The 22,338-nt window shown below is 54.0% G+C and carries 20 protein-coding genes; 17 read left to right on the top strand and 3 right to left on the bottom strand.

What is annotated here, in order from left to right; genetic code table 11:
- The first annotated feature begins 50 nt into the window (after positions 1–50).
- From pdxB to hisP, 15 genes are all read left to right on the top strand, one after another.
- Positions 51–1,244 carry a 4-phosphoerythronate dehydrogenase PdxB gene (gene pdxB / locus JGC47_RS11440; RefSeq protein WP_004158693.1) on the top strand — a complete coding sequence of 398 codons (1,194 nt, stop codon included), beginning with the start codon at positions 51–53 and terminating at the stop codon, positions 1,242–1,244.
- Between the two features lie 111 nt (positions 1,245–1,355).
- The gene (locus JGC47_RS11435) at positions 1,356–2,366 is read left to right on the top strand and encodes an aspartate-semialdehyde dehydrogenase (protein WP_004158690.1); all 1,011 of its coding nucleotides are present in this window, start codon (positions 1,356–1,358) and stop codon (positions 2,364–2,366) included.
- Positions 2,366–3,181, top strand: coding sequence for a tRNA pseudouridine(38-40) synthase TruA (truA, locus tag JGC47_RS11430; protein ID WP_004158689.1), 816 nt, complete (start codon positions 2,366–2,368; stop codon positions 3,179–3,181). The genes JGC47_RS11435 and truA overlap by 1 nt, the downstream gene beginning before the upstream one ends.
- Before the next feature lie 30 nt (positions 3,182–3,211).
- Complete coding sequence (locus JGC47_RS11425) at positions 3,212–3,871, top strand: DedA family protein (protein WP_004158687.1); 660 nt, start codon at positions 3,212–3,214, stop codon at positions 3,869–3,871.
- 352 nt (positions 3,872–4,223) lie between these two features.
- A complete protein-coding gene (locus JGC47_RS11420) occupies positions 4,224–8,402 on the top strand; it encodes a hypothetical protein (protein WP_004158685.1) in 4,179 nt (1,392 codons plus the stop codon).
- A 301-nt stretch (positions 8,403–8,703) separates the two neighbouring features.
- A complete protein-coding gene (gene accD / locus JGC47_RS11415; RefSeq protein ID WP_004158683.1) occupies positions 8,704–9,612 on the top strand; it encodes an acetyl-CoA carboxylase, carboxyltransferase subunit beta in 909 nt (302 codons plus the stop codon).
- 65 nt (positions 9,613–9,677) lie between these two features.
- A complete protein-coding gene (gene folC / locus JGC47_RS11410) occupies positions 9,678–10,940 on the top strand; it encodes a bifunctional tetrahydrofolate synthase/dihydrofolate synthase (protein ID WP_004158681.1) in 1,263 nt (420 codons plus the stop codon).
- Complete coding sequence (dedD, locus tag JGC47_RS11405) at positions 10,930–11,679, top strand: cell division protein DedD (RefSeq protein WP_004158679.1); 750 nt, start codon at positions 10,930–10,932, stop codon at positions 11,677–11,679. The genes folC and dedD overlap by 11 nt, the downstream gene beginning before the upstream one ends.
- A 295-nt stretch (positions 11,680–11,974) precedes the next feature.
- Positions 11,975–12,460, top strand: a complete 486-nt coding sequence (cvpA, locus tag JGC47_RS11400; protein ID WP_013036124.1) for a colicin V production protein — start codon at positions 11,975–11,977, stop codon at positions 12,458–12,460.
- A 36-nt stretch (positions 12,461–12,496) separates the two neighbouring features.
- Complete coding sequence (purF, locus tag JGC47_RS11395; RefSeq protein ID WP_004158674.1) at positions 12,497–14,014, top strand: amidophosphoribosyltransferase; 1,518 nt, start codon at positions 12,497–12,499, stop codon at positions 14,012–14,014.
- 69 nt (positions 14,015–14,083) lie between these two features.
- Positions 14,084–14,659, top strand: coding sequence for a UbiX family flavin prenyltransferase (locus JGC47_RS11390; RefSeq protein ID WP_004158673.1), 576 nt, complete (start codon positions 14,084–14,086; stop codon positions 14,657–14,659).
- A 265-nt stretch (positions 14,660–14,924) separates the two neighbouring features.
- A complete protein-coding gene (gene argT / locus JGC47_RS11385) occupies positions 14,925–15,707 on the top strand; it encodes a lysine/arginine/ornithine ABC transporter substrate-binding protein ArgT (protein ID WP_004158672.1) in 783 nt (260 codons plus the stop codon).
- A gap of 216 nt (positions 15,708–15,923) precedes the next feature.
- A complete protein-coding gene (locus JGC47_RS11380) occupies positions 15,924–16,610 on the top strand; it encodes a histidine ABC transporter permease HisQ (protein WP_004158667.1) in 687 nt (228 codons plus the stop codon).
- A complete protein-coding gene (locus JGC47_RS11375) occupies positions 16,607–17,323 on the top strand; it encodes an ABC transporter permease (RefSeq protein WP_004158657.1) in 717 nt (238 codons plus the stop codon). Before JGC47_RS11380 ends, JGC47_RS11375 begins: the two co-directional genes overlap by 4 nt.
- A gap of 8 nt (positions 17,324–17,331) precedes the next feature.
- Positions 17,332–18,105, top strand: a complete 774-nt coding sequence (gene hisP / locus JGC47_RS11370) for a histidine ABC transporter ATP-binding protein HisP (protein ID WP_004158651.1) — start codon at positions 17,332–17,334, stop codon at positions 18,103–18,105.
- A gap of 96 nt (positions 18,106–18,201) precedes the next feature.
- Here the strand turns inward: hisP and JGC47_RS11365 are convergent, their stop codons facing one another.
- Positions 18,202–19,095: a TIGR01777 family oxidoreductase gene (locus JGC47_RS11365; protein WP_004158650.1), complete on the bottom strand. Its 894-nt coding sequence runs from the start codon at positions 19,093–19,095 to the stop codon at positions 18,202–18,204.
- Positions 19,096–19,190: 95 nt separating this feature from the next.
- Here JGC47_RS11365 and JGC47_RS11360 point away from each other — a divergent pair, with 95 nt between their 5' ends.
- Both JGC47_RS11360 and yfcD read left to right on the top strand, forming a co-directional pair.
- Positions 19,191–19,352 (top strand): hypothetical protein, encoded by a 162-nt coding sequence (locus JGC47_RS11360; RefSeq protein ID WP_004158649.1) that lies wholly within the window; start codon positions 19,191–19,193, stop codon positions 19,350–19,352.
- Between the two features lie 250 nt (positions 19,353–19,602).
- Positions 19,603–20,133, top strand: coding sequence for an NUDIX hydrolase YfcD (gene yfcD / locus JGC47_RS11355; RefSeq protein ID WP_004158646.1), 531 nt, complete (start codon positions 19,603–19,605; stop codon positions 20,131–20,133).
- A gap of 63 nt (positions 20,134–20,196) precedes the next feature.
- On the opposite strand, the gene JGC47_RS11350 is transcribed toward yfcD, so the two are convergent.
- Entirely contained in the window at positions 20,197–21,024 is an 828-nt protein-coding gene (locus tag JGC47_RS11350; protein WP_004158645.1) for an ABC transporter permease, read from the bottom strand.
- Between the two features lie 10 nt (positions 21,025–21,034).
- Positions 21,035–22,303 carry an ABC transporter permease gene (locus JGC47_RS11345; protein ID WP_004158641.1) on the bottom strand — a complete coding sequence of 423 codons (1,269 nt, stop codon included), beginning with the start codon at positions 22,301–22,303 and terminating at the stop codon, positions 21,035–21,037.
- Positions 22,304–22,338 lie beyond the last annotated feature (35 nt).

Genomic DNA, 22,338 nt, shown 5'->3' with positions numbered 1-22,338 from the left:
CGCTGAACGGGCATGTTTCGCCGCTCGTGCCATTTGTCCCGGCGCTGAAGATGCCTCTCTGCCGGGCTTATGGCAGAATACCCCCTTCTGTAATTGGCTGGAATCCGATCGTGAAAATCCTTGTTGATGAAAATATGCCTTATGCGCGTGAACTGTTCAGTCGCACCGGCGATGTGGTGGCGGTGGCTGGGCGGCCGATCCCCCAGGCGCAGCTGGAAGATGCCGATGCTCTGATGGTGCGTTCGGTGACTCAGGTCGACGCCGGGCTACTGAGCGGAAAACCGGTAAAGTTTGTCGGCACCGCAACCGCAGGCACCGACCATATCGACGAAGCATTCCTGCAACGGCAGGGGATTGCTTTCTCGTCGGCACCGGGCTGCAATGCCATAGCGGTGGTGGAATACGTCTTTTCAGCGCTGCTTCTGCTGGCCGAGCGCGACGGTTTTCAGTTAACCGATCGCACCGTTGGTATTGTCGGCGTGGGCAATGTTGGCGGCCGTTTACAGGCCCGGCTTGCGGCGCTGGGCATTCGCACCCTGCTGTGCGATCCTCCGCGTGCCGACCGCGGTGATGAAGGAGATTTCCTGTCGCTGTCGCAGCTGGTGGCGCAAGCGGACGTGCTCACTTTTCATACCCCGCTGTTTAAGGATGGGCCATATCAAACCCGGCATATGGCTGATGAAGCGCTGCTGTGCAGCCTGAAGCCAGGCTCCATTCTGATAAATGCCTGCCGTGGTGCGGTAGTGGATAACGCAGCGCTGCTGAAGGTGCTGGAGCAGCGCGACGACCTTAGCGTGGTGCTGGACGTCTGGGAAGCGGAACCGGATCTGTCGCTGCCGCTGCTGGCGAAGGTGGATATCGCTACTGCCCATATTGCCGGTTATACCCTTGAAGGAAAAGCGCGCGGCACGACCCAGGTGTTTGAAGCCTGGACACAATTTATTGGCCAGCCACAGCAGGTAGCGCTGGATACGCTGCTCCCCGCGCCGGAGTTTGGCTGCATTACCCTGAGTGGCGAGCTTTGTCAGGCAACGCTGAAACGTCTGGTCCATCTGGTGTATGATGTGCGCCGCGATGATGCACCGCTGCGGCGTGGCGCGGCCATCACCGGTGAGTTTGACCGTTTGCGCAAGAATTATCACCAGCGCCGGGAATGGTCCTCTTTGCGGGTTGAATGCGATAACGCGGCAACGGCCACCTTGCTGAACAGGCTGGGTTTTAACGCGGATCACCCCAGGCGTTGAGCCACCATTTCGCGCTATCATCATTCCCTGCCTGTCACGGGAAAATTCTGAATCTTTGGGCGGTAAACTCACCGCCTTTCATTTTTATGTCATTGTCTGGAGTAAACCAACATGTCTGACGGCTGGAATATCGCTATCTTAGGGGCAACGGGCGCAGTAGGGGGAGCTTTACTGGAATTGCTGGCAGAACGCCAGTTCCCGGTTGGTGAGCTGTACGCGTTGGCAAGCGAACGCAGCGCGGGTGAAGTTCTGCGCTTTCAGGGCAAATCAGTGCGCGTCCACGATGTGGCAGATTTTGACTGGTCACAGGCACAGCTGGCGTTCTTTGTTGCAGGGCGTGAGGCCTCCGGGCGCTACGCAGACGAAGCGGCCAGTGCCGGTTGCCTGGTCATCGACAGTAGCGACCTGTTCGCTCTGGAGCCTGATGTGCCGCTGGTGGTACCCGATGTGAATTCGCAAGTGCTGGCCGACTACCGTAACCGCAATATTGTCAGCGTGGCCGATGCGTTAACCAGCCAGCTGCTGTGCGCCATCAAGCCGCTGATTGAACAGGCCGGTCTGAGCCGCTTACAGGTGACTAACCTGCTGGCCGCTTCAGCGCACGGTAAAGCGGCGGTGGATTCGCTGGCCGGAGAGAGTGCGCGTCTGCTCAATGGTTTGCCGGTGGAAGAGGGTTATTTTGGCCGCCAGCTGGCGTTTAACATGTTGCCCCTGTTGGCGGACGGCGAAGGTAGCGTAGCGCAAGAGCGCCAGCTGGTTGAGCAGGTGCGCAAGGTGTTGCAGGACGAAGGTTTGCCGATCGCGGTCAGCAGCGTTCAGGCCCCGGTCTTCTACGGCAATGGACAGATCGTGCATATTGAAAATCTGCGCCCGCTTTCCGCCGAAGAAGCGCGTGAGGCGCTGGCACAGCGAGAGGATATCAATCTGACGGAGGAAAATAACTTCCCGACTCAGGTTGGCGATGCCTCTGGCAGTGCCCACCTCAGTATTGGCTGCGTGAGGAACGACTACGGCATGCCGGAGCTGCTGCAATTCTGGTCAGTGGCTGATAACGTGCGCTTTGGCGGTGCACTGATGGCAGTGAAAACGGCCGAGAAGCTGGTGCAGGAGTATTTCTACTGATGTCCGATATCGATGTGCCGCAGCCGACGATGAAACTGGCGCTGGGCATTGAATATGACGGCAGCCGCTACTACGGCTGGCAGCGGCAGAATGAAGTGCGCAGCGTGCAGGAAAAACTGGAAAAAGCCTTAACCAGGGTGGCCGATGGTCCGATCGCTGTTTTCTGCGCCGGTCGCACGGATGCCGGAGTTCACAGCACCGGCCAGGTGGTGCATTTTGAGACCACCGCGCAGCGTAAAGACGCTGCCTGGACATTAGGTGTGAATGCCAACCTGCCAGCTGATATTGCCGTGCGCTGGGTTAAATCCGTGCCGGATGACTTCCATGCCCGCTTTAGCGCCACCGCCCGGCGCTATCGCTATGTTATCTACAACCGGCGCTTGCGCCCGGCTATTCTCGCCGCCGGCGTCACGCATTTTTACCACCCGCTGGACGTGGAAAAAATGCAGTCCGCCGGCCAGTGTCTGCTGGGGGAAAATGATTTTACGTCATTTCGCGCCGTGCAGTGCCAGTCGCGTACGCCGATGCGCAACGTCATGCATCTGAACGTCAGCCGCCACGGCGCGTATGTGGTGGTCGATATCAAGGCCAATGCGTTCGTCCATCATATGGTGCGAAATATCGTCGGTAGCCTGATGGAGATCGGCTGCGGTAATCAGCCTGAAAGCTGGATGAGTGAGCTACTGGCGGCAAAGGACCGCAAGCTGGCAGCGGCAACAGCGCGTGCAGAAGGGCTGTACCTGGTTGCGGTGGACTACCCGGACAGCTATGAATTACCCAGCCCACCGATGGGGCCGCTGTTCCTCGGTGACTAATATTCGTTTGAAGTATTCAAGGAAGCCTGTATGGATTTAGTTCGTTTTGTCGTCGACTTTATTCTGCACATTGATGTTCATCTCGCGGAACTGGTGGCTCAGTATGGCATCTGGATCTATGCCATTCTGTTTGTGATCCTGTTTTGCGAAACTGGCCTGGTGGTCACTCCATTTCTGCCGGGAGACTCCCTGCTGTTTGTTGCCGGAGCGCTGGCCGCGCTGCCGGGCAACGACCTTAATGTACACACCATGGTGGCTTTAATGGTGGTGGCAGCCATTCTTGGTGACGCGCTGAATTACACTATCGGGCGACTGTTCGGCAATAAGTTGTTCAGTAACCCGGACTCGAAAATTTTTCGCCGCAGCTATCTGGATAAAACCCATGCGTTCTATCACAGGCACGGCGGTAAAACGATTATTCTGGCGCGCTTTGTGCCGATCGTACGTACCTTCGCGCCGTTTGTCGCCGGTATGGGCAAAATGTCTTATCGCCATTTTGCCCTGTATAACGTGTCGGGCGGGCTTCTGTGGGTGCTGCTGTTCACCTACACCGGCTATTTCTTTGGTAATCTGCCGGCGGTGCAGGAAAACCTCAAGTTATTGATCGTGGCGATTATTCTGCTGTCAATTTTCCCGGGGCTGATTGAGGTTTGGCGACAACGCCGGGCAGCGCGTCACAACAGGGCTTGATATTCAGAGTGTTGCTGCCAGCGCCAGGCAGTACTATCGTCCAGGACAGGCTACCCCGCCAGGGGCAGCCTGCCTGAACAAGAATATTGTCCAGGCAGCCCGTCGCGTCAGGCAAAATCCTTCTTATCAGGCGACGCTTTTCAGCGCCATAGTCCCCGGAACAACCCTCCTCACTGAAATCACCGTAACCCCCCGTTCAGCCTGTTTAACGCAGTTGTTGGCATTGAATCTTCTTATCAGGACGAATGGCGTTTTTAGATAGTATTCTTCTTAAGAATGGTCTTAATTGTAGGGCTACGCCGAACCTCAACCGCCTTGATTCTGACAGTGAATATAACCGAGGAGCCTTATCATGCCTGAAACGTCGGCCCTGTCCCAGATTGTTCTGCACCCGGTCAGTGCAACCCTCAATGACGAAGATATAAACCTGTCGGCTGAAAAAGTAGTAATGGCTGAACATATTATTGCCGTATCAGAATGTGCTGATTCTCTTCGCTTTCATTCAACACCGTCCATCTCACCGCTGCAAACAAGGCTGTTGAGTCGTTCAACGGGTTGGCTGCCCTCAGCAGGTCAGCAGGTAGAATCCAGCGATGAAGAAGAAACCGAGATGGCAGAAATGATGGCTGAAGGCAAGAAGCTACGCCAGCTGGCTGAAAATTGCGCCCAACAGAGCGATGAATACCAGATATCATCCTCTCCGCCAGCGCACAGGTTTACAGCAAAAATGGCGCTGCTGATAGGCACCGGGCTGCTGGCAGGTGTTGTCGGCAGCGTGGCCTGGCAGCGCGCTCGCGCAACAGAGCGCAGCAATAACAGTACGGAACTTTATCGCTCAGAGGTTCCTCCCCCCTTACAGCTGCATGATAATCAGATGGCTTATCGCTCAGCGGACTATTATGCCAGTGAAAATGTCGATCGGGGCGAGCCACTACCACAACCCGCTGCCAGAGCTTCTCCACGCAAGACAACGACCAGCAAGCCATCTGAGCACGATGATGTAAAAAAAATAGCTATCTCCGATCTGATTTGTTATGAAACCGTGGGCGCAGGGCGAATGGCCCACAGAAGAATAGCACCCTGTAAGAATAGTCCCCCTCATGCCAGACAACCCCAATTCAAGCCACTGCTACCGAGAAAGTATTACTATACGGAAAATCAGCCTGATATTTGCAAGTCGGCGCAGTTTAAAGACAGATGTCATAAGTTTCATAGCGTGCAAAGAAAAAAAAATAAGGTTTTTAAAAATGTCGTCCTGAATTTGGGCAAAGTAAGATGCTTATGTCCGCCTCCTTCCGGTGAGAAAGTTGAATTGGTTCGGCCTCTCACGCTCAGGGAAATAATCAGTCATGTAAAGGGGAAAACAAAAAGACCAGAAAATCTGACAACTTCGCCCGCATCCAGTCATGTCACAGCGGCAGGGCAGACTGAACTCAGTTTCCATCCGGTCATTGAAACGAATAACGCCACGATGAGTACAGTTGAAGACGACGTGAAAATTGAGAAGTTATTTGATTTTTCATGTATTGATGAGCGCGAACATATTTCCTGGGCCGACCTTGTCAGGCAGATTGGAAAAACCCTGGCTTCGCCGGTAAGAACGCTGGGAGACGAATCGCTTATCATCTATTATCACAATACTCTGAAGCTGGGGTGTCCAAAAAATCAGACAACGGAACGGATTGATCAGATAACCAGTAAGATTGATCCTCTTACAACGCAAATACTGACTCTTTTGCCGGGATCTCAGATTATTGCCGTGACTCAGCTCATTGTGGCCCCTGCATTGCAGGTACTTGCCGATGACTGGTCAGGGCAGCCTGTTAATTTACAAAATATTGCAGGGCTCAACCAGCAGTTAATGTTTATGGTCAGACAAACGATTCCAACGCTCTCTGGATCGGAGGTTGCCGCTCTCTATGACGCAAAGGCGCAACAAAAAGGGGAAAAAGGATTAGCGATCGGCCAGCCAGTCCGAAGGTTTACATTAAGGGACAATAAACTGGCGGTGGATATTGGCGGAACATCCTATTCCTATCGCAGGCGGAAAACCGGTGAATCTTTTATCATCGATGGTGATGATACGAAGACCATTGCCTACAATAAAGCAAGGTCGCGATGGGATTTCATCAGTAAAGAAACGGAGTTAATTTATTCTTCGCACAATATTAATAATAATAAATCCTTTGGTGTTCCGATAAAAGATTTCATAAAAAACAAGGATGCTTTACTGCTGGCTGATAACGAGAATACTGATATTCTCAGCCTTAAAGAAAAGGACGGCAAAGTAGTAGAGTATGTTCTGAACGGAGGTTTTTTGGTGCCAATAACGCAGTATGATATATCCGAGAACACCATAACTGCTGCTGTTTCACCTAAAGGAAAAGAGCGGAGTATTATGTTGCCAACAGAATATGGCTGGGTATATGAACAAGAATCCACTGTGGTTGATGACAATCTGGATATCCTGCTGGCAAGCAATGGCAATGGACAAGTCTTCAGTAACGATCGGTTATTTAGTCATATCAAGAAAGACGGTTTTAGCTATGACGCTATTGGAACAATGTATCTTAAATACAAGCAAAGCTATTTCGAAGTGCATCAACCTTTTAGCGATATCTATATTCTGGCCAATCGGCCAGAAAGTTTATTCGTCAGGGAAAATGGTATGTTCAAACTACGAAACTCCCCTGATATTATCTTTGGCTACAGAAACCTGAGCGTGGGTTACTCTCCTCTGGAGCCTTCATCAAAAATCTCACTGCGCATTGAAGAAGATGCCTATGATTATCTCTGCACCCACGGAGAAGTCGTCGACACCACTCCGGTGAAAAAAATAGGGCCAGGCGTATACGTCGATGATAAAGGCAAAATGCTGTTCACTGTTAACAATAAGCATTTTTCCGTGTCCAGCCATTCCGGGAAAAACATTGTCATTAATAATGCTGTTGCTACAGGCGGGGAAAGTAAAACAGGCCTTTTTTTAAGCAAGGATATCTACCTGAGAGAGCGAGATGCGAATAAAGAAAATATTCTTAATTATATTGATCTTGATCACTGCGATTTGAAACGCTCACCGGGAATGGCCTCAGGTTGTACTCCGCTGGTTATCACCGATAGTTTAGATGCATTGCTCAAGCACAATATCGAATTGGGCCATACAAGTAAAAAAACGATTTTAAGTACCAAACTTGTTCAATATAAAATGCCGGAGTTTCCCAGCTTATTCGTCAACCCAGAAAAAAGAAAGTATTACTACCTTTTCAACGGGAGTTTTTTCCGGGCTGAAATTGTATCAACTGACAGCGAGGTCAATGCTTCCGGCAGTGCTATGTTACGTATTTTCAGCAAGGGGAACCTGTTCAGGGGGGAAAATGATATTGCTAATATTGTGTTTGAGAATAAAAATGGCAGGGTTGAGTTAAAAACCCAGGCTGAATTTTTAGCCGAAAAGTTGGGTATGAAAAAAGGGGCAGTTAACAGTTATCTGCAGAACAGAGTTTATAACAGTATCGCCAGTCTGGATGCAGTTAAAAATATTGTTGACCAAGTGTTAATGTCAAAGAGATTTATGTTACTCAACCCGAGAGAAAAATATCTTTCCTATATAGAGACTGAGGATGTCAGGGAGTTGATCGGTAAACATTTTTATTCCTCCCGCATCAAATTCAGCGACAATATTGTCGAGTTATCGGAAAGTACAACGATAACTGATTCTTATCCGCTCTATTTGCGTGGCGCGAAGGTCAATATTAAAAATGCCGTTAATCATCTCAAAATAGAGGTTATTCCTGCGGTTATTAAAGAATTGAGCAACTTCACTCAGAATTGCGAAAACTATCTTCGTATCGTCATGGATACGGATAATGTCGATTTTCTGCGGAGTTTCGCCCTTGCCCTGAAAAAATGTTTGGTGAGAACTCGGGCTGCGCTAAAGCTCGACAAGATCCATCTGGCCAGTTTGGTTAAAGAGCCGCTCAGCGATCATTTGTTACCTGGCGACGAGCTTATTCACCACCGCCCCATCCTTACCGAAGAAGAAAGACAGTTTGGAACGTTGGCTTTTGCGCTGCTGGACCGGACGGGAAGGATCTATGTTAACGCCGACAAACTCTATTTTGTTGATCCCACTCATCCCGATGAAAGCATGAGACAGGATCCCGTTTTGACTCTCAGTAGCACTTTACTCCATGAAGCGACGCATGTCGGCATGATGACCAGTGATATCGTCTACTTTCCGATTGAGAATGGGGATATTATACCGATACTGGATGCTAAAGATGATATGATCGAAAAAATCAGGCTGGGAAAAATTGTCGAAAAGAATGATTTCAATGAAATGAATAAGCAGTATCTCAGCCGGATATCTTTGTACCGTGGGCGGATGAAAACTCTCATGGAGTCTGAAAATCTGGCTTACCTGGCCTCACACGATCCAGGCTACCTGGCACATTTGTTTCTGAATACCGCAGACGGTATTGCCATTCTGACACGAGATATCTATCAAAACAGACTGGTGAAAAATGACTAATTGCGCAGTGTTGGCGTAATCTCTGCCGTTCACTGTTTCGTGTTCTGCGCTTAAAATCATCGTCGCAATAAATCGGCCAAAACTTGAGCTTCAGATTTTCCTTATTTGCAGCATTGCCCGGGAATGCGTGAGCGGTGAATCAAAACACCGCCAGTGAAATTCCCCTCAGACAAGTCAGCCTCCCTCATTGACGAATGTGTAGCGAAGTGGCGTATTTTGTGGTGTAATAACGCCTGATTCACAGGCGATAATCTGTGTTAAGTATCTGATTTAGCACAAAAAACAACATAACAGGTCATCAATGAGCTGGATTGAACGAATTCTTAATAAGAGCACAATCACCCCATCGCGCAAAGCAAGTATTCCTGAAGGGGTCTGGACCAAATGTGACAGCTGCGGGCAGGTTCTCTACCGCGCCGAGCTGGAGCGTAATCTGGAGGTCTGTCCGAAATGTGACCATCACATGCGTATGCATGGCCGCGATCGTCTGCACAGTGTACTGGACGAAGGTTCTCTGGTTGAACTGGGTAGCGAACTGGAACCTAAAGATGTGCTCAAGTTCCGTGATTCCAAAAAATACAAAGATCGCCTGTCAGCTGCGCAGAAAGAGACCCGTGAAACCGATGCGCTGATCGTGATGAAAGGCACCCTGCACGGCATGCCGGTTGTCGCAGCCGCTTTTGAGTTTTCCTTTATGGGTGGCTCAATGGGCTCGGTGGTCGGAGCACGCTTTGTGCGCGCCGTAGAGCAGGCGCTGGAAGATAACTGCCCGATGATCTGTTTTTCAGCATCAGGCGGAGCGCGTATGCAGGAAGCGCTGATGTCGCTGATGCAGATGGCGAAAACCAGTGCCGCACTGGCCAAAATGCAGGAGCGTGGCCTGCCGTACATTTCAGTGCTGACCGATCCCACCATGGGCGGGGTCTCTGCCAGCTTCGCCATGCTTGGCGATCTGAATATCGCGGAACCTAAAGCGTTAATCGGTTTTGCAGGCCCCCGCGTAATTGAGCAGACCGTACGTGAGAAACTGCCGCCAGGCTTCCAGCGCAGTGAATTTTTGATCGAGAAAGGGGCGATTGATATGATCGTGCGCCGTCCGGTAATGCGCTTCAAGTTGGCCAGCATACTGGCGAAAATGATGAATCTGCCTGCTCCTCAGGAAGATGTTGTCACCGAAGCGACCGCGGAGCCTCAAAACTCTGAGGCCTGACCGATGATGAGAGGGGGGTTCTGCGTCCCTTTCACTCATGAACCCTAACTTTGTGAACGGGACACATGGATAATCTTCCTCAAGCCACGTCGTCTCTTGCCGCATGGCTTCATTATCTTGAGCATTTGCACTCCCAGGCCGTCGATCTTGGTCTGGAACGTGTCCAACGCGTTGCAACCGCGCTCGACCTGCTTACCCCAGCCCCTGTCGTGATCACCGTTGCCGGGACGAATGGCAAAGGCACCACCTGCCGCACCCTTGAAACCCTGCTGCTGGCCGCAGGCTATCGCGTTGGGGTTTACAGTTCGCCGCACCTGGTGCGCTACACTGAGCGGGTTCGCGTTCAGGGGGAAGAGCTGGCAGAAACGGCGCATACCGCCTCTTTTGCGGCGATTGAAGCCGGGCGTGCCGCCACCTCGCTCACCTACTTTGAATTTGGCACGCTGTCGGCGCTGTGGTTATTCAAACAGGCGCGGCTGGATGTGGTGATCCTGGAAGTCGGCCTGGGCGGGCGGCTGGATGCCACCAATATGGTGAATGCGGATGTGGCGGTGGTCACCAGTATTGCGCTTGACCATACCGACTGGCTGGGCACGGACCGGGAAAGCATTGGCCGCGAGAAGGCAGGCATTTTCCGCAAAGGCAAGCCAGCGGTGGTTGGCGAGCCGGATATGCCAGGCAGCATTGCCGTGATAGCAGCAGAGAAGGGCGCGCAGCTCCGTCAGCGCGACCGTGACTGGTCATATCAGCTCAACGGTGACAGCTGGTCCTTCCACGATGCCAGCGGCAGTATTGAGCATTTGCCACTGCCGCAGGTGCCGCTGCCCAATGCGGCTACCGCGCTCGCGGCGCTGCGTGCATCAACGCTGGAGGTTGAAGAAGCGATCATCCGCCGCAGCCTGCACCAGGCGATTTTGCCGGGACGTTTCCAGACTGTGAGTGAGTCACCCCGGGTTATCCTCGATGTGGCGCACAACCCCCATGCGGCGAGCTATCTGGCGGGGCGTCTGGCGGAGATCAAAGGCGAAGCCAAAGTGCACGCGGTGGTGGGTATGCTGCACGATAAAGATATTGCCGGTACGCTGGCGTGCCTTGCCCCGCAGGTTGATTACTGGTACTGCGCGCCGCTGGAAGGTCCTCGTGGTGCCAGTGCAGAGCAGCTGATGACACATCTCAAGGCGGCGCAGTCCTTTGCGTCGGTAACCGCAGCCTGGCACCATGCGTTAATGCAGGCGGGACAACAGGATATTGTGCTGGTGTGCGGCTCTTTCCACACCGTTGCGCATGTCATGGAAACGATGGCATCGGAGAATGGCAGTGGCAAGTAAGTTTCAAAACCGTTTAGTCGGAACCGTGATTATTGTGGCGCTGGGCGTTATCGTGCTGCCAGGCGTGCTTGATGGTCAAAAGAAACATTATAAAGAAGAGTTTGCGGCCATTCCTCTGGTGCCAAAAGCCGATGAGCAGCCGGAAACTGAAGTGGTGCCGCCGGTAACCCAGTCGCTGCCTGTGCAGCCGCCTGAAAATGGAGACGTCACCGCCGCGGGCAATGATAATCCTTCGCAGGCCGATAGCGGCTCGACCGTGCCGAGGTCGCACAGCCAGCCAGCGGTAGTGATGCCGCCGCCGCCGGTGCAGCAGCAGGTTCAACCGCCTAAAGTGGTGGAAAAACCTGAATCGCAACCCAGGCCGCAGCCGGAACCGGTCGAAAAACCCATCGGGAAAGCCGAGCCGGTTGAAAAACCAAAACCGGCGCCTAAACCTGAGGCGAAGTCTGAAGCTGCGGTAGATAATCCCTCTCCGCCGGCAGAAACGGCACCAACGGGTCAGGCATATGTCGTACAGCTTGGCGCACTGAAAAATGCCGCCAAAGTGAATGAAATTGTTGCCCAGCTGCGCCTTTCCGGCTACCGCGCCTTTACCGTCCCGGCAACGCCGGTACAGGGGCAGATTACCCGTATTTACGTCGGGCCGGATGCGTCGAAAGCCAAAATGCAGGCTGCCATCGGTGCACTACAGGGGATATCAGGGCTGGGTGGCGTGGTGAAACCTTACGCTGCACATTAATGGTTTTGCCGGTCCCGCTGGCTATCGTTGCGATAGCGGTCGTCATCCGCGCCCGGCGTAGCCACCAGGCAACGCCGGGCGTTGTGCATGATGACAACGGCAAATCAAGGTATTGCATCAGGGGACGCTGGTGGAAGAGAAAGGCGGCGGCCAGCGGTTTTTTAAACTGCGGGGGTAATTTAAATTCGCACGGTAAAACCCCTACGCAAACGTTTTCTTTTTCTGTTAGAATTCGCCCCGAACTGAGCCTGAGTCTCTGAAGACCCAGGCCGGGGCAGGGTAACTGGAAGTGTTTATGATCTGGATAGATTACGTCATTATTGCGGTTATCAGTTTTTCGGCTCTTGTCAGCCTGATCCGTGGGTTTGTTCGGGAAGCGCTTTCTCTTGTGACCTGGGGATGCGCCTTTTTCGTCGCCAGTCATTATTACTCCTTCCTTGCCGTCTGGTTCACAGGATTTAAAGACGAACTGGTTCGAAATGGCATCGCCATTGCGCTGTTGTTTATTGCCACGCTGATTGTCGGGGCTATCGTCAACTATGTGATTGGTGCTCTGGTTGAAAAAACCGGTCTGTCAGGAACCGACAGGGTTTTGGGCGTCTGTTTCGGGGCATTACGTGGCGTGCTGATTGTTTCCGCCATGCTGTTTTTTCTCGATACGTTCACCGGCTTTGCTAAGGGCCCGGACTGGCAGCAGTCCCGGCTTATTCCCCAGTTCAGTTATATCATCAGGTGGTTCTTTGATTACCTGAAAAGCACGTCGAGTTTTTTGCCCCGGTAATCGCACCGGGGTCGCGGCTTATGAGGAAATATCACTATGTGCGGTATTGTCGGGATCGCCGGTTTTATGCCGGTCAACCAGTCGATTTATGACGCGTTAACGGTGCTTCAGCACCGTGGGCAGGATGCCGCAGGCATCGTAACCATTGATGCATTGAATTGCTTCCGTCTGCGCAAAGCAAACGGGCTGGTCAGCGATGTATTTGAAGCCCGCCACATGCAGCGTATGCAGGGCAATATGGGCATTGGCCATGTGCGCTACCCGACGGCTGGCAGCTCCAGCGCTTCTGAAGCTCAGCCCTTCTATGTCAACTCTCCCTACGGAATTACCCTTGCCCATAACGGCAATCTGACAAACGCCCACGAGCTGCGTAAAGCGCTGTTCGAAACCGGCCGTCGTCATGTCAACACCACCTCGGATTCTGAAATTCTGCTCAATATCTTTGCACAGGAAGTGGACCGCTTTCAGCAATACCCGCTGGAAGCGGATAACATCTTCGCCGCCATTGCGGCGGTGCATCAGAAGGTGCGCGGGGCTTACGCCTGTGTGGCGATGATTATCGGACACGGGCTGGTAGCGTTCCGCGATCCTAATGGCATCCGCCCGTTGGTGATCGGTAAACGCCCGATGGTCGACGGCCGCACTGAGTATATGGTGGCTTCAGAAAGCGTGGCGCTGGACACCTTAGGCTTTGAGTTTCTGCGTGATGTGGCCCCGGGTGAAGCGGTGTACGTGACGGAAAAAGGCCAGCTATTCACCCGTCAGTGCGCTGAAAATCCGAAATGCAATCCGTGCCTGTTCGAGTATGTTTACTTCGCCCGTCCCGATTCGTTCCTCGACAAGATTTCTGTCTACAGCGCCCGCGTACGCATGGGCACCAAGCTCGGTGCCAAGATCGCCCGTGAATGGGAAGATCTTGACATCGATGTGGTGATCCCCATCCCTGAAACCTCCTGTGATATTGCGCTGGAAATGGCGCGTATTCTGGATAAGCCTTACCGTCAGGGTTTCGTAAAAAACCGCTATGTGGGCCGCACTTTTATTATGCCCGGCCAGCATCTGCGCCGCAGCGCGGTTCGCCGCAAGCTGAACGCCAACCGTGCCGAATTCCGTGGAAAAAATGTGCTGTTGGTGGATGACTCCATCGTGCGCGGCACTACCTCGGAACAGATCATCGAAATGGCACGCGAAGCCGGGGCGAAGAAAGTTTACCTGGCTTCAGCCGCGCCGGAAATTCGCTTCCCGAACGTCTACGGCATCGATATGCCTAGCGCAACGGAGCTGATTGCTCACGGACGCGAAGTGGAGGAGATCCGCCAGCTGATCGGTGCCGATGCGCTGATTTTCCAGGACCTTAGCGATCTGATCGAAGCGGTACGTGAAGAGAACCCGGATATTTCGCAGTTTGAATGTTCCGTTTTCGACGGTATCTACGTTACCAAAGATGTCGATCAGCAGTACCTCGAGTACCTGCAATCCTTGCGCAACGACGATGCCAAAGCAATGCAGCGTCAGAATGAAGTAGAAAATCTGGAAATGCATAACGAAGGCTAAGCGCTTGGTGGTGTAAGCAGGTAACATGGGCCGGAAGCAATTCCGGCTCATTTTTTTTAAGGACAGGGTATGAAACGACTCATTATTGGCATCTCTGGCGCCAGTGGGGTGATTTACGGTATACGCACGCTGCAAATCTTACAGCAGGTCAGCGACATTGAAACGCATCTGATAATGAGCCAGGCAGCGCGGCAGACGCTGGCCCTGGAAACTGACTACTCGGTGCGTGACGTGCAGGCAATGGCTGATGTGGCGCACGACGCGCGCGACATCGCGGCCAGTATCTCGTCCGGATCTTTTAAAACGGACGGCATGGCAATCCTGCCTTGTTCAATGAAAACCCTGTCCGGCATTGTTCACAGTTACAGCGACGGGCTGCTGACGCGCGCCGCTGACGTGATATTGAAAGAGCGCCGCCGACTGGTGCTGTGCGTGCGTGAAACCCCGCTGCATCTTGGTCACTTGCGCATGATGACCACGGCGGCGGAACTGGGTGCGATAGTCATGCCGCCGGTACCGGCGTTTTATCACCATCCGCAAAGCGTGATGGATATTGTCGACCAGACGGTTAACCGCGTGCTCGATCAGTTCGATATTCAACTGGACGATGACCTGTTCACGCGCTGGCAAGGTGCAAAGCCCTGATCGGCAGCGCTAAATGGGTGCAAATACAGGCGCTGAATCGATCTTTGTGCACAATGCACACGATGATGGAAGATTGCCGCTCGTCTGTAGCAAAAACCTGCTATAAGTTTCCCTGCAAACCGGATACACACAGCGCCGGGTGAAACGCATGTTAAAAACAGCGTAATGTCGCGTAAAGTGGCATGGAATCTGCAAATTAAACCGGGTCAGTCACAGCGCAAGGCATCACGCACACCATAATAAAATCCGAAATTGAGGGGGTTCAATGAAAAAGCAGGTTCTGGCTCTTTCCCTGTTAATGGCAATCACTGCGGCAGGCAACGCTTTTGCCGCCGGCCCGAAAACGCTGCGTATCGGTACCGACCCGACCTATGCCCCGTTTGAAATGAAAAATGCCGAGGGGCAGCTAACGGGCTTCGATATCGATCTGGCCAATGAAATTTGTCAACGCATGGAGACGAAATGCACGTTCGTTGAAAGCGATTTCGACGCGCTGATCCCATCGCTGAAAGCAAAGAAGGTGGATGCCATCATCTCCTCCCTGTCGATCACCGCCAAACGCCAGCAGGAGATCGCTTTCTCTGCAAAATTGTACGCGGCGAACTCCCGACTGATTGCACCTAAAGGATCGAAAATTCAGCCCACGCTGGCGTCGCTGAAAGGCAAAACCATCGGGCTGTTACAGGGCACCACCCAGGAAACTTACGCCAACCAAAACTGGCGGCCGCAGGGTGTTACGGTGACGCCTTACGCTAACCAGGACCTGGTGTACCAGGATTTGACCGCAGGCCGTATCGATGCGGCCTTCCAGGATGAAGTTGCTGCCAGCGAAGGTTTCCTCAAGCAGCCCGTCGGTAAAGACTATGCGTTTGCCGGCCCGGCGATAAAAGATGAGAAAATCTTTGGCGTGGGCACCGGCATTGGCTTAAGCAAAGATAATCCGGCTTTGAAAGCCGCCATTGATAAAGCCTTTGATGACATGCGTAAAGATGGCACCTACGCCAGGTTAGCAAAAAAATACTTCGACTTTGACGTGTACGGCGGTTAATGAAACCTGTCTGCGGGCCTCACTGCGTAAGGCGGTGAGGCCGATGCAGCTAATAATGAATTCTGTATCTTCACCACTCATCATGCCACCGTGCAGCCATGCGGTGACGGATAACAAAGCACAATCAATGTGCGCAAGCGCCTTGAAAGCGCGTGGTCGGGTCGCCATTCTATCGGCGAAGTAACAGATGCAGGACATAACGACAGGATATTGCCCATGCTGTATGGCTACTCTGAAGTCATTTTTAAAGGCGCGCTGGTGACGCTGGAGCTGGCGCTTAGCTCGGTCGTGTTTGCCGTGCTGCTAGGATTGATTGGCGCCGCGGCCAAACTCTCCAACAGCCGCCCGTTGGCGGCGATGTCTGAAGTTTACACCACGCTGATCCGCGGCGTTCCGGACCTGGTGCTGATGCTGCTGATTTTCTATGGTTTGCAGATTGCGCTTAACCAGCTGACTGATTTCTTCAGCTTCGCCCAGTTCGATATTGATCCGATGGTGGCCGGGATTATCACCCTCGGCTTTATCTATGGGGCTTACTTCACTGAAACCTTTCGCGGTGCCTGGATGGCGGTGCCGAAAGGGCAGCTCGAAGCGGCCACCGCCTTTGGTTTCACCCGCTCCCAGACTTTTCGCCGTATCTTATTTCCGGCCATGATGCGTTTTGCGCTACCGGGGATCGGTAATAACTGGCAGGTGATCCTGAAAGCCACGGCGCTGGTATCGCTGCTCGGACTGGAAGACGTGGTGAAGGCCACCCAGCTGGCTGGTAAATCGACCTGGCAGCCGTTCTGGTTTGCGATAGTTGCGGGCGTGATTTACCTGATTTTTACCACGCTCTCTAACGGGGTGCTGTGGTGGCTGGAACGCCGTTACACGGTAGGCGTGAAAAGGGCTGAACTATGATTGAGATCGTTCAGGAATACTGGAAAGCCCTGATATGGACTGACGGCTATCGCTTTTCTGGCGTGGCGGTTACCCTGTGGCTGCTGGTGGTTTCCGTCGGGCTGGGCGGCTGTATGGCGCTGCTGCTCTCGATAGCGCGGGTTTCGCCTTACAAAGCGATCCGCTTCCCGGTGTGGTTGTTCACTTACGTGTTTCGCGGTACGCCGCTCTACGTGCAGCTACTGGTATTCTATTCCGGCATGTACACGCTGGAAGTGGTGAAAGGTACGGAGCTGCTCAACGCCTTTTTCCGCAGCGGTTTGAACTGTACGCTGCTGGCACTGACGCTGAATACCTGTGCTTACACCACGGAAGTTTTTGCCGGTGCTATCCGCGCAGTGCCACACGGTGAGATTGAAGCCGCACGCGCTTACGGCTTTTCAACCTTCAAGCTGTACCGCTGTATTATTATGCCTTCGGCGCTGCGTACCGCGCTTCCTGCATACAGCAATGAAGTGATCCTGATGCTGCACTCCACGGCGCTGGCGTTTACCGCCACGGTGCCGGATTTGCTGAAAGTCGCCCGTGACATTAACTCAGCCACCTATCAGCCGTTCATCGCCTTTAGCCTTGCTGCCGTGCTGTATTTGATTATTTCTTATGTGCTGATCAGCCTGTTCCGTAAAGCGGAAAAACGCTGGCTGGCGCACGTTAAACCCTCATCGTCCCATTGAGTAACACTATGGCTGAAAAAAAATTAAGCGTAACCGAACTGCATAAACGTTATGGGGAGCATGAGGTGCTGAAAGGGGTTTCGCTGCAGGCAAACGCCGGGGACGTTATCAGTATTATCGGCTCATCCGGTTCAGGAAAAAGTACTTTATTGCGCTGCATTAATTTTCTTGAAAAACCGAGCGAAGGCTCCATTGCGGTTAACAACCAAAACATCCACCTGGTGCGCGACCATGACGGGCAGCTGAAAGTCTCTGACAAAGAGCAGTTACGCATGTTGCGTACCCGCCTGACTATGGTGTTCCAGCATTTTAATCTGTGGAGCCATATGACGGTACTGGAGAACGTGATGGAAGCGCCGGTACAGGTGCTGGGACTGAGCAAAACTCAGGCGCGTGAACGGGCCATCCGCTATCTGGACAAAGTCGGTATTGACCAGCGGGCGCAAGGAAAATACCCGGTGCATCTGTCCGGCGGTCAGCAGCAGCGCGTCTCAATTGCCCGTGCGCTGGCGATGGAACCTGAAGTGTTGCTGTTTGATGAGCCGACCTCGGCGCTTGACCCGGAGCTGGTTGGCGAGGTGCTACGTATTATGCAGAAGCTGGCGGAAGAGGGGAAAACCATGGTGGTAGTGACGCACGAAATGGAATTCGCCCGCCACGTATCGAACCATGTCATTTTCCTGCATCAGGGCAAAATTGAAGAGGAAGGGCCGCCGGAAACGCTGTTCGGTCAGCCAAAAAGCGCGCGCCTGCAACAGTTTCTTTCAGGGGCATTGAAATAGTTCCGCTCAGAACTTCGCTAAGCAAAGGGCACAGGGGCGGACATCGCCCCCTGTTTGATCCTGCCGATATTGCATAATTTCAGCCGTCGGCAGGATCTAAACCACGTCCTGCAGCGCTTTTTCCAGATCGTACCAGCGGAAAGCAAAACCTGCTGCTTCCAGGCGCTGGGGGATCACATGTTGTCCACCCAGTACCAGCACCGCAGACTCGCCCATCATGAGCTTAATCGCCGCTGCCGGCGTGCGCATAAACGCCGGACGATGCATGGCATGACCGAGCGCGGCGGCAAACTGTTCATTGCGCACCGCATAAGGAGCGACCAGGTTAAACGGGCCGTGCAGCTGTGGCTTATCCAGCAGCCACAGAATGCCGTCAATCGCGTCCTGCAGATGGATCCACGGCATATACTGCTTGCCGTTACCCAGTGGCCCGCCAATGCCAAGCTTAAACGGCAGTTTCATTTGTGCCAGCGCGCCTCCTTCTTTACTTAGCACTACCCCGGTGCGGATCAGGCAGACGCGCGTCTGGTCACTTTGCGCCTGCTGTGCCAGCTGTTCCCAGCGCGCGCACAGCTGATGGGTAAATTCATCATGGCCCGGATCGTCCTCGGTCAGTATCTGATCGCCGCTATTACCGTAGTACCCGGTGGCAGAGCCGGAAATCAGCAGTGCAGGCGGGCGACTGCTGGCCTTAATCAGCGTCACCAAACGTTCAGTTAGCTGCCAGCGGCTGGCGCACAGCAGGCGCTTACGCTCGTCGCTCCAGCGTTTGGCGGCAATAGGCTCCCCGGCCAGGTTAATCACCGCATCAATGCCATTCAGGTCCTGCTGCTGATCAAGCCCGGACCACAGCTTAACCTGCTCACCCAGTTTGCCGCGGGCAGCGGCAACGTCGCGCGTCACCACGCTCAGCTGGTGGCCCAGCTGCAACAGGCGGGCAGTTAACGGGCGGCCAATCAGTCCGGTGCCTCCGGTAATCAGAATATGCATGGGTTTATCCTTTCAGAAGAGTCAGTACGGCATCTGCCCTTTATCATAGGTGAAGATAGCGAAAATGCGTGTGAAGTTATGCACGGAGATCGAGAATGTTAATGACGCGCCGCGCTGGCTATGACGATGGCCTTCAGGGGAAATTCGGTCAACAGGAAAATCCTGATGCGACCACGTCAAAGGACGTGCCGATGCGTTATCCGCCGATTGCGCGGTCGCTGACCGGCGCGGGACTGTGCGCATCTCCATTCCCGTGATGCTGAATTGCCCGGCGTTACATAACGATCTCTTACCACAGCGTCTGGCTGACTGCGCCCATTTTCAGTCGCAACGTGCCCCGTTACAACGCGGGCTGGCAGTGTCGCTGCGCGTTGACAGAGATTAACGCACAAATTGGTGATTGATTAGTGCTTCGTTACACATTAATTTAGTGCGGCTCGCGCTATCAGGCGCGAAGACGGGTGATTCAACTAAGCGCCAGGCGCCAGAACAAAAAAAGGGTTACGGATGGTGGAGCAAGATCAGGGCACGGAGTGGGTGGATATCGTTGATGAAGATAACGAAGTGATTGCACAATCCAGCCGTGCACAGATGCGTGCACAGTGTTTGCGCCATCGCGCAACCTACATCGTGGTTCACGACGGTATGGGTAAAATTCTGGTACAGCGTCGTACTGAAAACAAAGACTTTATGCCGGGCATGCTGGATGCCACGGCGGGTGGGGTGGTACAGAGCGGCGAAGAGATGCTGGCATCAGCACGGCGTGAGGCGGAAGAAGAACTGGGCATTGCCGCAGTGCCGTTTGCCGGGCATGGCCAGTTTTACTTTGAAGATGCGCACTGCCGGGTGTGGGGCGGACTGTTCAGCTGCGTGTCCCGCGGCCCGTTTGCGATGCAGGAAGAAGAAGTGGATGAAATTTTCTGGATGACGCCGGAAGAGATCACCGCCCGCTGTGATGAGTTTACCTCTGATTCGCTGAAAGCGCTGTCGCTGTGGCTGACGCGTAACAACGAGTCCGGGCGCGCCGCCCAGCAGTAATTACCGGCGGTGGTGCCACCAGTGCGCACCATCGCTTTTATCCCGCTTTACCCGGTAACTGATTCAATGTGCCGGAGCAGACTGGCGCATTCTCTCACCACGGCGGCGCAGCATCTCCATGACGATCAGCAGAACCAGCGAGGCCCCGATCATCAGGCTGGCCGCGGCGGCGATGGTGGGATCAAGGTTTTCGCGGATACCGGCAAACATCTGGATTGGCAGCGTGCGCTGGCTTGGGCTGGCGAGGAACAGCGTCACTACCACCTCGTCAAATGAGGCAGCGAAGGCAAACAGCGCGCCGGAAAACACCCCCGGAGCAATCAGCGGCAGCGTCACCTTACGGAATACCCGCAGCGGTGAAGCCCCGAGGCTGGCGGCAGCGCGCGACAGATTAGTATCGTAACTTTTTAACACCGCCATCACGGTGATCACCACAAACGGCATGCCGAGCAGCGCGTGTGCCAGCACCAGCCCGAGATAGCTGTTAAGCAGCGACAGCCGGGCGAAAAAGAAGAACATACCAACAGCAATAATCACCACCGGAGCGACCATCGGCGAGATGATAATTGCCATCACCACCCCTTTGCCGCGAAATTCCCCACGCACCAGCCCCATTGCCGCCATTACTCCGAGTACCGTTGCCAACAGGGTGGCCAGCGGTGCAATCAGCAGGCTGTTACCCAGCGCGCCCAGCCACTCCTGAGAGTGAAAGAAGGTTTGATACCAGCGCAGCGAGAAACCGCTAAGCGGATAGCTAAGAAACGAACTGGCGTTAAACGACAGCGGCACGATGGTCAGTACCGGCACGATCAGAAACAGAAGTACCGCCGCCGCATAGAAGTTGAACAGGCTTTTCCACAGGCGCAGGATCAGAGTGCCTTGTTGTCGCATCGGTATCTCCTTAATGGGCTGCCGCTTCGGCAGAGGTACGGGTCACGCGCACATAGACGATATAAAGCAGCAGGACGATAACCAGCAGCTGGCTGCCCAGCGCCGCAGCCATCCCCCAGTTCATCGTGCTGTTAGTAAAGAAGGCAACAAAATAGCTCACCATCTGGTCGTCCGGCCCGCCCAGCAGGGCAGGGGTGACGTAGTAGCCGATTGCCATCATAAACACCAGCAGCGCCCCGGCGGCGATACCGGCATAGGTTTGCGGCACGAAGACGCGCCAGAAAGCGATAAACGGATGCGCGCCGAGGGAAACAGCGGCGCGGACACAGGCGGGTGAAATGCCCTTCATCACCGCATACAACGGCAGCACGATAAACGGCAGCAGAATATGGGTCATGGAGATATACACGCCGATGCGGTTAAACACCAGCGTCAGGGGATGGTCGATAATGCCGGTGGCCATCAGGGCGCGATTGATCAGACCGCCGGACTGCAACAGCACAATCCAGCTAGCGGTACGCACAATAAGGGAAGTCCAGAAAGGCAGCAGCACCAGGATCATCAGCAGATTGGCGCGGTTAGCGGGCTGCTTTGCCAGCCACCAGGCCAGCGGGTAGCCAATGCCGACACACAGCAGCGTCACCACCGTTGCCATCCACAGCGTGCGCAGCAGCACATTGACATACAGCGCCTGGTCAGCCGGCAGCGGTTGTTCGACGCCGGTTTTCGCGTCCACCTTACGGTCAAAGACCGACAGCAGATAGTAGCTGGTGAGCGGATTAGCCACGCGCTTCAGGGTTTGCCAGGTGCTCAGTTCACCCCATAGCGGCTGCCTGGCGACCAGTGCCGCTTTCACCCCGCTGCCGGAAGCGGGCACCAGCCGTGGAGCGGCCACAATCAGGCGGCGGTAGCTGGCATCTTCATAGCTCAGACGTTTGGCGATGATGGCCAGCCGGCCGTCTTTACGCGCGGCGATAAGCTCTTCCCCCAGGATAGCGAACAGCGCCTCGTCCGGCAGCGCTTTGCCCGACCACTGCTGAAGCGCGGCGCTGGTTTGCGGCAAATTATCATGCAGCTGCGGATTAGCGACGCTTTGACTGAGAATCGAGATGATGGGAAACAGAAAACAGACCACCACGAACACCAGCAGCGGGGCAATCAGCAGCAGGGAGCGCCGGGTTTTTAGCCCATCGGCCTGGCGCAGTTGTCGATCGAGGGCTGGCAACGCCGCGCTTGCAGCCGGCGGCGCGGAGGGATCCATAACGAGGTTTTGACTCATAGCTGCTTCCTTATACGGTTGATGGCTGCTGTCAG

The sequence above is a fragment of the Erwinia amylovora genome (assembly GCF_017161565.1).
Classification (GTDB): Bacteria; Pseudomonadota; Gammaproteobacteria; order Enterobacterales; family Enterobacteriaceae; genus Erwinia; species Erwinia amylovora.
Note: the sequence above shows the minus strand (reverse complement) of the source record. Positions and strands in the feature narration are given on the sequence as shown.